This is a genomic window from Salinirussus salinus, assembly GCF_009831455.1.
Lineage (GTDB): Archaea > Halobacteriota > Halobacteria > Halobacteriales > Haloarculaceae > Salinirussus > Salinirussus salinus.
Map to the genome: position 1 here is coordinate 586807 of NZ_WOWO01000004.1, position 12491 is coordinate 599297.

The 12491-nt window shown below is 62.0% G+C and carries 8 protein-coding genes and 10 tRNA genes; 2 read left to right on the forward strand and 16 right to left on the reverse strand.

The annotated features are described in order from the left end of the window. Positions 1 to 232: 232 nt before the first annotated feature. Positions 233 to 4141 carry a type IV secretory system conjugative DNA transfer family protein gene (locus GN153_RS16830; protein ID WP_159904850.1) on the forward strand — a complete coding sequence of 1303 codons (3909 nt, stop codon included), beginning with the start codon at positions 233 to 235 and terminating at the stop codon, positions 4139 to 4141. Between the two features lie 550 nt (positions 4142 to 4691). Here the strand turns inward: GN153_RS16830 and GN153_RS16835 are convergent. Then, positions 4692 to 5291: a hypothetical protein gene (locus GN153_RS16835; protein WP_159904852.1), complete on the reverse strand. Its 600-nt coding sequence runs from the start codon at positions 5289 to 5291 to the stop codon at positions 4692 to 4694. Positions 5292 to 5418: 127 nt separating this feature from the next. Here GN153_RS16835 and GN153_RS16840 point away from each other — a divergent pair, with 127 nt between their 5' ends. Then, positions 5419 to 5856, forward strand: coding sequence for an ArsR family transcriptional regulator (locus GN153_RS16840; RefSeq protein WP_159904854.1), 438 nt, complete (start codon positions 5419 to 5421; stop codon positions 5854 to 5856). 63 nt (positions 5857 to 5919) lie between these two features. On the opposite strand, the gene GN153_RS16845 is transcribed toward GN153_RS16840, so the two are convergent. The 15 genes from GN153_RS16845 to GN153_RS17900 all read right to left on the reverse strand — a co-directional run bounded on the left by GN153_RS16845 (position 5920) and on the right by GN153_RS17900 (position 12050). Next, on the reverse strand, positions 5920 to 6507 hold the full coding sequence (locus tag GN153_RS16845; RefSeq protein WP_159904856.1) for a hypothetical protein: 588 nt from the start codon (positions 6505 to 6507) through the stop codon (positions 5920 to 5922). Between the two features lie 85 nt (positions 6508 to 6592). Further along, positions 6593 to 6886, reverse strand: coding sequence for a hypothetical protein (locus tag GN153_RS16850; protein ID WP_159904858.1), 294 nt, complete (start codon positions 6884 to 6886; stop codon positions 6593 to 6595). A 57-nt stretch (positions 6887 to 6943) separates the two neighbouring features. Further along, positions 6944 to 7016 (reverse strand) — tRNA-Gly (locus tag GN153_RS16855). A 75-nt stretch (positions 7017 to 7091) separates the two neighbouring features. Further along, the gene (locus GN153_RS16860; RefSeq protein WP_159904860.1) at positions 7092 to 8621 is read right to left on the reverse strand and encodes a TROVE domain-containing protein; all 1530 of its coding nucleotides are present in this window, start codon (positions 8619 to 8621) and stop codon (positions 7092 to 7094) included. 68 nt (positions 8622 to 8689) lie between these two features. Continuing rightward, positions 8690 to 8764: transfer RNA gene (locus tag GN153_RS16865), tRNA-Arg, on the reverse strand. Positions 8765 to 9245: 481 nt separating this feature from the next. Further along, positions 9246 to 9321, reverse strand: a tRNA-Glu gene (locus tag GN153_RS16870). Positions 9322 to 9342: 21 nt separating this feature from the next. Continuing rightward, positions 9343 to 9416, reverse strand: a tRNA-Asn gene (locus tag GN153_RS16875). An 82-nt stretch (positions 9417 to 9498) separates the two neighbouring features. Next, positions 9499 to 9571, reverse strand: a tRNA-Lys gene (locus GN153_RS16880). Positions 9572 to 9573: 2 nt separating this feature from the next. After that, positions 9574 to 9649 (reverse strand) — tRNA-Val (locus GN153_RS16885). A 112-nt stretch (positions 9650 to 9761) separates the two neighbouring features. Then, on the reverse strand, positions 9762 to 10052 hold the full coding sequence (locus GN153_RS16890) for a hypothetical protein (protein ID WP_159904862.1): 291 nt from the start codon (positions 10050 to 10052) through the stop codon (positions 9762 to 9764). 72 nt (positions 10053 to 10124) lie between these two features. Further along, a tRNA-Glu gene (locus tag GN153_RS16895) sits at positions 10125 to 10197 on the reverse strand. A 32-nt stretch (positions 10198 to 10229) separates the two neighbouring features. Beyond that, positions 10230 to 10354 (reverse strand) — tRNA-Lys (locus GN153_RS16900). A gap of 407 nt (positions 10355 to 10761) precedes the next feature. After that, positions 10762 to 10835 (reverse strand) — tRNA-Asp (locus GN153_RS16905). A 6-nt stretch (positions 10836 to 10841) separates the two neighbouring features. Next, positions 10842 to 10917: transfer RNA gene (locus tag GN153_RS16910), tRNA-Gln, on the reverse strand. A gap of 647 nt (positions 10918 to 11564) precedes the next feature. Next, positions 11565 to 12050 carry a hypothetical protein gene (locus GN153_RS17900; protein WP_368372796.1) on the reverse strand — a complete coding sequence of 162 codons (486 nt, stop codon included), beginning with the start codon at positions 12048 to 12050 and terminating at the stop codon, positions 11565 to 11567. Positions 12051 to 12491: the final 441 nt, after the last annotated feature.

The window sequence follows — 12491 nt, forward strand, 5'->3', positions numbered from 1 at the left end:
TTCCTGCCAATTTGTCGTGTACCGGTTGACGTGTCTCCTGGTGTCGAATCACCTCGTTACCCGGTACCGGCCAGAGCGTATTTGACCTCCCACCGAGAGGAGAAGTCTGTATGCAGACCGGTCGCCCGACGACAGGCAGTGTTGCCCACGCCCCACCCAGCCATCCCGACTCGGCTTTCAAACGACGCCTCGCTGCCGAGCAGACTCTGACGGACACGTCGAGTGAGCGGCCGTGAAGCGCCCGCGCGTCTCACAACTGCTCCCCGGGAAGACAGACAACCGACCAGCCAACCCCGACGAGACACCGAACGCTGCCGACCCTGTAGAGGCTCCCGCGGATGCGCTTCTCCCGGACACGGTCGACAATACCGACGCGAGCTTCGAAGACCGGCCTTACATCGAGGTCCGGCCCTCGGAGGCCGCCGTCGATCCATCGGCTGCCGTCCGGGCGATGGAACAGCTCCAGAGCCACCTTCGGAACGCCCGCTCCACCGGCGTCCGGGAGCGACTGTTCGGCGACACGGACGACCCGGTTGTTGAGTGGCTGCTGGTCGCCGATGGCCGCGAGGACACCAGCGTCCGGTATCTCGTCGGGACAGGTAACCCGAAGAGCCTCGATGCTGTCGAGCGGATTCTCCGACGGGCCTTCCCGACGAGCTACGAACTGAAGCGCATCGAGACACATCCCCGCCGGCTCGAAGCACAGTGCTCACCCAGTCGTAGTACTGGTCCAGACACGATCACAGAGACACCACCCGCTGACCATCCTCTCCCCGACACGACTCCCGCTGTCGCCGGTGTCACCTACGTCGGTAAGACCGAGCGCACACGCGACTGGCAGACCGGCCTCACGCCTGCCGAGACCTTCCGCGGTCGCGCCACCGACACCACCGACCACCAGCGCCGCAGTACAGCCACTACCAATACTGAGGATCACACCAACCCACTCGCGACACTCGTCGAGACGCTCTGTGCCGCGTCTACGCCGGCACTCTTCCAGGTCGTCTGTCGGGCCCACCCAAATTGGACGACAGCTGCCGACACGTACATTCAGGACCTCCAGACGGGGCAGGCAACGAGAGGCGACCGCATCCTCGAAGCCGTCGCACCCCGGGATCCCGAGGGCACCCGGACCTACGACCCACCCGAGTCCGACAAACGGCGCATCGCCAGCATCCAGCGCCGGAACCCCACGCGCTCGCTGTGCGTCGCTGCCCGCGCGGCTATCCTTACCCGGGATGACCCGGCCGACGCGAATCACACTGCCCACGAACTTGCCACTGTACTGGAGGCGCTGAGCGGGCCGACACACGCCGTACAGGGGATCGTTCGCGATGTGGCCAAGGACTCCGACACTGACGACGGTGCCGGCCAGACCGTCTACGAGCGCCTCTGTGCCCGCGAGTGCCCGAGTCCGACCTACGACCAACGATTCACCAGGCTCCGCCCGGGACTTACCGGTAGCCCCGGCCTCGTCGTCGACCCCACAGAACTGCCGGGATTCTGTCTGCTCGATGGCGCGGGCCTGACCAGCACCGGTCAGCGGGCACTCGCTATCCGCCCGACCGAGCGCACCGCGCTCACCCTCCCGCCGCCGACTCAACTGAGTCGCTACGAGCCACCCGGACAGTTGCTCTGTATGCCCCTCACTGACGACCGCCGTCCCACCGGTGACCCACTCTGTCTCCCGCCCGACCTGCAGTCCAGACACACGGTCGTCACGGGTGACACGGGCTCGGGGAAATCCGTTCAGATGCTGACGGCGATGCTCTCGAACGTGCCCGCGACCGATGGCCCGGAGATTCTCTTCGACTACAAGGGCGACGGGATGGCTCAGAATTACCTGCGAGCGCACTACGCGGCCTACGGTGACTTAGAGGATGTTCTCTATTTCGACCTGACCGAGACACTGCCAGCGCTCTCGGTGCTGGACGGGACACCATTACTGGAAGCCGGGCTCCCGCTCGAGGAAGTCCGGTCGCGGCTGGCCGGCCACTTCGAGGAGGTCCTCGCCAGTCTGATGCACGCCGACAGCTACGCCGAGGCCCAGGAGTCCGCCAAAGCGGTTCGCAATCACCTGCGGGCACTGTACGACCCGGTCCACGGCGAGGTGACTGTCTCCCTGGACGACCTTGGCGATGCCCTGCAACGCACGCGGCAACGCGAGATGCCGCCACCAGTCACCGACCCGGAACTCACGTCGTACTTCGATGCGTTGCTGGATGGCGACCCGAAAATGTTCCGTCGGGTGATGAGCGGGGCCAGTAACCGCCTCGAGACGATCGCGACTGACGCCCGAGTCGCTCCGTTGTTCGAGACGACTGACGAAGACGACGATGCCGGCCGGTTAGCGTTCGGCGACCTGGTTGATGAGAACAAAGTGGTGCTTTTCGACTTCGGGGGGATGGAAGCCCAGGCCAAACAGGCGCTCACTCTGGGCATTCTCTCCTCGCTGTGGACGGCACTGCGAGCGCGCTCTGAGGCGACGGCGACCACTGCTTCCCCTCCACAGGTGAATCTCTATCTCGACGACGCCAAGGACGTCGCCGCGACGTCCATCGTGGGGACGCTGCTCGCCCAGGGGCGTTCGTTCGGGCTCTCGCTCGCACTCGGCGTCCAGTATCCCGCCCAGCTGGAATCCGCGGATCCCGAGGACGACACCTATCGCGAACTCCTCAACGAGACGGCAACCTGGGTGGTCGGCAACGTCAGCACGGCCGATGGTCTGGCCGACGTCCTCGCTACGGATACGATGCGCGTCCCAGAGGTCCGCCGTCGCTTGGGTGCGATGCGTCGCGGTGAGTGGCTCGTCCGGCCGGGTGCAGGTTTCGGCGAGGCGACGCCCCGTCCCTTCCTCGGGCGTTCGCTCCCCGCCCCGCGTGGCCACCCGGCCAGCGCAGCCCCGCTTTCCCGGGCAACCGAGTTGCGCCTCGACCGTGCCGCCGAAGCTGTCCGTGAGTACACGCGCAACCAGCACGGTACCGCTCACAACGACCTCGGCACCGATTTCGGCGAGACCGACGGCGAACCCGAGGTCGAGGCCAGCGCGTTCATGTCCGGTGGCGTGGACGGGGACGCCGACAACTCGGCCGCGGAGGCCTCCTCAAATGCGGATACGGATGCCGATACCGATGCGGCCGGAGGTGCTGCCCACCCGCGTCTCGATTCACTCCTCCCGTACACCGAGCGTCTTCCGGACCCGATCAGCTACGATGAGGGCCCGCACGCGCTGCGGTGTGGGCGCTGTAACAATCGCTACGACCCAACGGTCGAGGGCATCGCCGACGCGGTCAACTGCTGTCACGACCTGGCTGGAGTCGACCCCGACGATATCCCGATCTGTCGATTCAACCTGAAACTCACACCGGAGGAGGTCCAGGCCAGCGAGTGGCACCTCCGTCAACTGCTTTTCCTCCAGGCCGTCTACAACGCCCAGCAGCGTCGTTACGACCCCTACGAGTACGACATCGTCTGGGACAGCATGATCCGTCTCCAGGAGTACGTCGGCATCGACACTGCCGCTGTCGACGAACTCGTCGATTCGGGATTACTGCGCCACGATTCGGACCATCCCCACCGCCTATATTCGGTGGCGCCCGATGGCCGTGAGGTCATCGGTGAGTCCTATCGGGAGGGTGTCGAATACGGTCACGGCGCGGGTGACCTCGAGGAATCCAGCGAGCACGTTCTGGGCATCGCTCTCGGTGAACGCCACCTCCAGCGAGCCTACGTCGAGGACGGAGACTCCCCCGTCACAGAAGTCTCACCCTATCACGAGGTGACGGTTGACGGGACCAAGCGCCGCCTCGATATCGCTGGCGTTGACGCGGATGGCGAGGTCGTGGTCGCTGTCGAGGTCGAGCGTTTGAATCACGACCACCGTCGGGCCGTCCTGGAAGACTTCGACAAGATGGCTGCCTGTGACGTTGCGGAGGCCATCTGGGTCGTCATGACCCAGGCCGATGGCCACAACCTCGTGGATGCGCTGTACGACCCCGTGGAGGGTGACCCTCGGTTGGGGAAAACCTACGCACAGACGACGCCCCTTCCCCAGTTCAAGTTCGACGAGCCCGGCCTGACGGATATTTACTCAGTCGAGAAGCTCCGGGAATTGGTAGATGAAGATCCAAACTCGGGGTAATCGGTTGAGCGCCGTCGAGCGGGGCTCCCCGGGCCGTAGCGATAGCCGTCTGCGATCCAAACACGGCAGTAGCGCCCGCAAGTAGTGGGAATTCGGAGTTTGGAATCGGAGCTAGGTACCCAGGTGGGGTGCGACAGTGGTGTCGATGACCCGGCGAATGCACGCCGCTGGGCGGTGATTTCGGCTGGTTCGGCAACCGCGGTGATGTCTTTACTTCGCTGGCCGCTCCCCTTCTAACCGGAAATCGCAAGACGGCGACCGTGTTTGGATTCGCTCGGACGCGTGCCCCTCCCTCTATTCGATACGCTGATGTCATCTGGAGTTGCTGGCATCTGGACGCAGTCTGGCGGTTTTCCGCGTCTGTCACTGTTCCACTCGTCTCGCTGGCCCTGGCCTAGATCGGGGCGCTATCCTCCCATACAACGCTACTTGCGGGCGATATCGCCGTGTTTGGATCCGCCATCACACCCGGTGAAACCGTCAGCTGGTCGCTTGTCGGATCTGAGCTACCCATCCGGAGTTTTGACCATTCTTTCGCTGGGAGGGCAGGTTAGGGGATTTCGTCAACGACATCGCGCAAATCGTCAGTGTCGACCCATTCGTAGGCCTGTGAACCTGTAAGGAGGAGTTCGACGTGAGAGGCACCCATCCCGTTATCGTATTTTTCGCGTTCAGTGTCATCGTCCGGGTAGCGACGTTTCAGCACCCACGCCTTCTCCCGGTACAATGGTGCGAACAGCAGGCCAAGTTCCCAGACGTAGCCGCCGTCGAAGTCTTCGACCACCGCGACGATATGGGTAGCCATCCCACAGAGAATGTCGAAGACGCGGGTCCACAGCCGGATCTCCTCGGGTGGGAGCCCGAAATCCTCGAGTTGTGCGGCGACGGCCGGTGGACCCGTCCGCCCGTCGAGGCGTTCGTAGACGAGTTGCCGCCGCGAGGCGGCACCCGTATCACCACCCGCACCGGCCACTAGATACCGCCGCTCGTGACTCTTGAGGTCATCCAGTAGGTCACCGTTGAGAATGTCTTTGACGCGCTGGTGCTCACTCGGTGTGAGCTGAATCTCTGTCAGCCCCTCCAGAATCTCATCTTCATCCGGAATCTCGTCACCACCACCTCGCTCGAACAGACCGTCGCCGCTACGCATCGAATTGGCATGGTACCGCTGAGTATATCAATTGTGGTGTCTCAGTCTAACCACTGTGGAATTAGTTGTGGTACTACCTGTGCTGAGCTGCGAATAGTTTATGATGCTGACCCGCGAAGGGGATAATATGAAGCCGGAGATAGACGATGGGGACGTATCTAGCAAGGCGGGGACCGGCGGGACTGAGGGGCTTGATGCGTGGCGCGCGTTGCAAAAGGCGACAGACAAGAAGCGCGCCGATATCCTCGCGGACATCGTTGGGCACCCCGAGGGGATGCCGAGCGTTGAGGAACTCGACTACATGAACCCACCGCTCAGTGAGGACGCGATCCGCCGACACTTACAGGAGCTGGTAGATGTCGGCGTCGTCCAGGAACGGGCCTTCGAGGCCGGCAACCGACTCCGGGACTACCCGTACAAGTTCTACGAACTTACCGACGCGGCGCGTGACTTATTCGACCGGAACGGCCTGTTTCCGGAGGATGCCTGGCAACGCCAGTACCAGGCCGTCGAAAAAACCGCGCGTATCCGCGAGATCGAGACGATGCCCCGCCCTGAATCATAACTGGCGTATAGCATATTACATACTCTCAACCTTCCCGCCGAAGAGAGGTCCGGGTTGCACCCCTCACTCCTCAGACCGTAGCGACTCCCCGAACTCCTCGTGGAATTCGTTGATGACCCGCCCGAGCGACGACTGAAGTGCGAATTCGGCGTCCTCTTTGGCTTCGAGGAGATGCTCCCGCTGTTTTCCCGAATGCTCGTCTGCCATACTCTCTAATTCGCGTGCGAGTGCCTCAACAGTGTCCTCGTCGTTGAGCGAATCGTACGTTCGAAAGACGTCTTTGAGGGCTCGCTTGGCCGACTGCCTGACGCGTCCGTCGCCGTCGGTGATGGCCTCCAGCAGGAACCCACAGAGGGCGTCAGTCTGGTTTCGAATGCCCGCCTCCTCTGCGCCTATCGACCGGTCCTCGTTATTGAGGGCAGCCACCGCCACAATCCCCGGTACGAGCTGGTCCGCGACGCGGACGACGGACTGGCGGACATACCCGTCAGCAGTCGCTGTATACAGCCAAGTCAACTCCTCGAAGCACACGTCGAAAAGCTCGCTCCGTTCCTCTATGCTCATCTCTTTGATATCGTCGATCACCTCGTTGACACGGTCCGGCTCACTCGATTCAAGAGCCGCCGAAAACTCTGCCCACTGCTGGTTCATATCCGTAGCTACTGGCGAGACGTACATAATCGGTGGGGGCTCCAACACGGCGATTGGTCGAATCACCCTTCTGCCCGAAGACACCTCACCGGATGTGATCGATCGACCCGAGACCCGGAACAACAGCGAGGCGCTCCCGGGCCTCGGTATCGGTCAGTGGAAGATCGAATTCCATGGTCGCGCCGACGGTAACAACCGTCGCCGAGAGCTTCGGCTCGATGCTGTACAACTCGTCGATTGTGACCTCGGCGGTACCTGTGGCTTGCGAGAGGCGCTTCTCGGCGTCGGTAACGAGGTCACCCTCTGCCCCGCACGGAATGCGGATCGTCACGACAGCAGTCGTCGTCGCTACGGGATCGTCGTCGTTGGTGAGTACCATCGTGTCACCTCTGGTGGGGAGCGTCACGCGGGCTGATCCCACGAGCTCTGCTCCGAGTGCGCGAGGGACGATTCGAACGTCCGTCTCGGTCTTGGCACGACCGCGTGATTCCGGACTACACCACTCACGCATATTGGAGAAAGAGAAACGGACGGCACTATCTTGATTTAGCGAGAGAACCGCGCCGCTCACGGGACGGAGAATGTCACGCTGGCTCAACCGCTTCAATTTCATCGATAACCTGCATCGGGTCCTCAGCGTGCTCGATGAACGTCAGGACGTTCTCCGACCAGCCAGAGACGTTGTAGACGTTCTCGTAGCCTTCTGGCGTAACGAGATCGCCATAGGACGCAAGATCTACGAGATACAATGCGGTCTCTGACGCGACTGCATCGCGGTAGGCGTCGAATTCTGCTTTGACCGTTCGGTCGTCACGGGCGACGAAGGGTGTGCTGTCCCAAATCTGCATGTCCGTGAAGATGACGATCCGCTCGACAGTTGTCTTTCGTTCCCGAAGGAATTCCAGTGCCTTCCAGCCGTTCGTAGAATCCCCGACCTCCTCATCGATACCGAGTACTGTCTGTTGGCGCTGCAGCACCGGTGTCTCAGGGTGCATCGACACGGTCCGGAAATTGTCACCGAACCCACCGACCCGTGCACCTTGTTCGGCCAGGATCGCGCCGAACAGCGCGCCGACTTCCTTCAGTCGGAGTGTACTGTTCCGTGACAGCGGCTGATCCATTGATCCCGAGAGATCCACGGCGACGAACGTCTGCCCGAGGCCGTCAGGCACCTTCCCGACAGCGACGTCGATCGCGTCCTCCAGCCATCGCTCGACCATCGGTGCCTGTACATCCGATTCCTGAAGCGCGGTGTACGCCTGGTAATACCGGAACGGGTACAGCGGCGCGTACCGGACTGCTTCCAGGTCGAGGTGCCCTACAACAATATCCTCGTCGACGCCGGCTTCGAGCATGTTCCGGAGGTTCCGGATTGACGCGAAGATCGGCAGCGTGTACTCGTCGTCTTCGATGAGCGTCTCCCATGCCTCCCGGGTGTTGCCGTGCTCGGAGATAACCGTCTCCCACGTGTTGGGCGACGGTAACGGTTCGACGTCGGGATAGTCGTCCAGATCACCGCGCATGAACCGCTCGAATAGCACCTCTTGGTCGTCGTCGATCGGCTCGGGATGGACACGGTTGAACACGTCGTACAGCGTTACCTCGCGCCGCGACAGCTCGTACTTTCCGAGGGCATACGCATCCGCCATCGTGACGAGCGCGTCTTCGATGCCGCGCCGGAGCGGCCACGGGGCCGTACCACCGAACAACTGGTCATGGACTGCGAGTGCGGTCGCGGTCTCGTCCATCCGCCGGATGATCGCTGGCGCCCACTCGCGGATGAGCGACCTGTCAGAGTTGTCTTTGAATCGGTCGTCGTTCGCTGCAAGCACGAGCAGTACCTGCGGAATGTCACGTAGGTAGAGATCCTGCCGTGCGTACGCCGCGAGCTGCAGGACGAACTCCGAATTGTCGGCAGCTGCGGCGTCGAACCGCCGGACGACGGCAGCTAACTGTTCGTCGTCGGACTCGTAGAACGAGCCCTCCAGCAGCTGGTTGATCGTGCGCTTGTACAGTGCGAGTCGTGGGTCGGCAGGCTCGAACGCTTCTCCACCCTCGTAGTTGGTGGTGCGCGTCGCCTCTGCGACCGTTTGCTTTGGCTTGTTGAATTCCATGCTATCACTCGGAGCCGCAACAGGCGACTCCGATACCGGTGCTGCTCACAGGTAGTGCAAGCAGCGAACGTCTCCGGCACGATTCGAACGTGCGACACTCGGCTTCGAAGGCCGGTGCTCTGTCCTGCCTGAGCTACGGAGACAAAGACGTGGCCGGGAAACCGCTGGAGCCGGAACAGCGTGCTACCTGGTTACACTACGGTGGAACAGTGGGATTCCACCGCCGGGATTCGAACCCGGACTTCCGGCTCCTGAGGCGAAGGATGACTCCAACTCGACGGCCACGAGATGAGTGATGGCGACCGGAAAACTGTCGGGGCGGGACCGGTGTCGAGAGCACCCTCGTGCTCTCTTTGTCCGGGATATTATCGATGGACGGTGCCACCGACAGGATTTGAACCTGCGAGTTCCTGGCGAAGGAACGCCCCGACTCGACGGCCGCCACGTGCGGTCGGGAAACTGGCGGTGCGACGGGCTATGACTCCCGGTGTGCCTTGCGGGCTGAAGGAACGCCCCGCCTCGACGACCACACGCTGGGGGAACTGACGGTGATAGCATCACAGGCTCACGTCTGCACCTCGATGGTGCGACGCAGAGAGGAACTATCCACTGCCAGTCCCCGAGTGCTCCCGAGGGGAATCGAACCCCTGGCCTCCAGTTTGAAAAACTGGCGTCCCTCGCCAACGGAGACTCCGGGAGCATCGTTGCAATTGGTTCCGAGCGCCTGGGGAAGGACTCGAACCTCCCGCGACCGGGGTAACAGCCCGGCACCCCCACCAGAAGGGTCTCCCAGGCATCGAGAGGGCCCGACGAGAGTGAGCAAACACGACGTGTTTGCAACCTACGTTCGGAACGAGGAATCGCGGAGCGATTCCGAAGGGCCCGACGGGATTCGAACCCGCTATCCTGCGGTTAAAAGCCGCTTGCCTGTCCTCATAGGCTCCGGGCCCACTGGTTGGCGGAGCAGGATTCGGACCTGCGGTCTCGCCGATGTCAACGGCGTGTCCACTCCACTGGACTGCCCCCCACTGCGGGACCAGGAGTCAAACCTAGATATCGGGGATATGGACCTCGCGGGCTACCACTACCCTATCCCGAAGTAGCCGCTCGAAACACTCGGTTGCGGGTGCGTCTACGATCTTACAAGCCATCCATCCAGTCGGTGTGATATGACTCCAGTGCGTCCTGAATGCTTTCCACGTCGTAGTAGTCTGCCCGCTGGAGTAACCGACACACGAGCTCCGTGACGGTCCGGGCGGGTATCATCACCCGTCCGTCCCATTCCGCAGGGTTTGCAGGTCTCTCAGTGGACTGATCCCACTTGCCGATGACGTACTGACAACCGGGGCCAGTACAGTACACGTACACCGGCGATCCCTTCGTTGGCGTTTCAACGTGGTCGAACTCTTCTTGGAATCGAATGATGCTCATGGAATACCTCACACTCCCAGCGCCGTCCATCTCCTGGTAAAATGAGGCCGGAGAAGTCGGACCGTGGGAGGATGCTCCAACCCGGATTTGAACCGGGGGCTCGACCGTGAGAGGGTCGTGAGTTTGGCCCCTACTCCACTGGAGCGCTGGCCTCACCCGGATGGGATCATCGGCCAGAGGGACGGGCAGGATTCGAACCTGCGTGTTCTCATTAAAGTTGAGACGAAGGAACTCTCACCGTCGCACCGGATCTCCGGTGAAAACTCGGCAAGAGTGTGAATGCCTGGCTCTTCCACCGTCCCGCAGTCTCCCCGGCACGACTCGAACGTGCGTCTCCTCCTCTACAAAGAGGTGTCGTCGCCGCTAGACCACGGGGAGAAATGTCGCCGTGAGGATTCGAACTTCGGTCCTGTGCGCCCAAAGCACAGATCGTCGTCCGCTGGACTATCGGCTCACGAGGACTGCCGAGCTTTCGGCAGTTGGTTGTCTATCTGTGCGACTGGTTCCGACTGTGCAACCGCGACCGAGCAGTCGCGATTGCACGTCTCTTCACGGGGGCTTACTTCGAAGAATCTCGGGAATACCACACCGGGCCATGTAGGTTGCAGACCCTGCTGGGCCCGTCACCGCTGGACCGATCCGGGAAGATCGACCCAGCGGAGTGTGCCTACCTCGATGGGTATCCCCACGTGGCCACGCCACGCATCCACGCCGACGCCGGGATTTGAACCCGGATCACGGCCGTGACAGGACCGTATGATCGCCGGATTACAACACGTCGGCATGCAGTCGCCCCGGCCGGAATCGAACCGGCGACCTCCGGATCCAAAGTCCGGCGTCCCTCGCCAGCGGAGACTCCGGGGCTCGACGTAGCCGCAGCTAACGCTGCGGGGGTGCGTACCAGCGGCTCCTAGTGCGCTCAGCGCGCACGAAACCGCCCGTTCGTTCCACTATCAGGAACGAACGCAGACCAAACTGCCGCGAGCCTTATCCAGCACTCTCGCGTGACGCTTGGGAGCGGATGAGCTACTGGATGAAGACAGGCGACAATCCCGTGTTCCCCAGCCCCTGACGGGTAGTCCGCGTGGGGGTCGGGTTATGCGGGTGAGAGGGTCCGGCGATCGCCGGATTGCGTCGAACTCTCGTAATTGAGGTCGACGCAGTCCCAGCGAATGCCGACCAGTCTCTCCGCGCGCTGGGCGTGTAGGTACTCGCCAAACACGCGGCCCGTGGCTAAGCGAGAACGAGCACGCCGCGGTTTGAGGCGAGTATTGACCATGCTGGGGAACTCTCCGTTTACGTGGGTTGTTTCGGACGTCAATATGGGATATCGTGGCAATTGTATTAAAATTGGTCAGGGTATGATAATCACAGGCATGGCGAAGTAGGGCACACAGCGATTCCAATCTCACCAATATCTTTTTAAACACATCAGTAGACTCGGAATTACTGAGGGAAGCAGCACTACGAGTTGTCGACTGTTTAAGTGACCGCTCCCACGCCGTTGGCGAGTTAGCCGATGCGATCGACAAGAGTCAAAGTTGGACATCGGAGGTCGTCAGTGATCTTGAGGACGAACACCTCGTGGAACGAAATGACGGAGTGCGGCTGGCCAACACGTACGAAGCGACACTGCTTGCCGAGTTCCTCACACGCTATACGTGCGAACCGAGCGAGACAAAACGTGATCTCCCGGCACAGTTCTACGGGTTCACCGAGTGAGGCGTCGGGGTTTTCCACGACTACAAGTATCTCCGTGGGCTCCCGGTTGCCCGCGCCCTCTACGAAAACACGCGCAAAACCGAGAAAATCGAACGGCACGAATCGGCACCGCGCCCGGAGCTTCCTGAAGCCGTTGCGAAAGCGCTTGAGTTCGACGAGCCCGATCTCGACGCCATTGATGTCGGCACAATCCGGTAGCTCGTCGTCGAACTCCGTGCGGCACTCGCCGCCCTCGAGCCTCCGCTTCAGGAGTGCTGATCTCTCTTCGTCGACCATCGCCTCCCTGAGCAGACGGGCCTTTTCGACGACGCGCTCGGGGCGAAGAGCCGCGGGGGACGAGTGGATGCGGCCACCGGGGGCTGGTCCTCCGGGTAACGTACCCGACACCTGAGGAATTAGGCCTCGAATACCGCTCTGTACAACCGGCATATATATACAAAGTAACTCGCAATGGCAGGTCATGCGACATGAGGGGGTAATCTATCGCCGGTCGCTTCTGAAGACGATCGGTGCGGGGGTGGTGGCGGGTGGCGCACTCTCCAGCGTGGGTGCCGTCCGGGCTGCACAATCTGACCCGTTCGTCCTCGATTGGACACGCGAGATACGGCCGCCGGACCGGAACACCGGGTCAGCGTACGGGGTCGCATACGACGCCGATACGCAACGTTCTGCGGTCGTCGGGTGGGCCCAGGAGAGAGACGAAAACCGACCGAACGG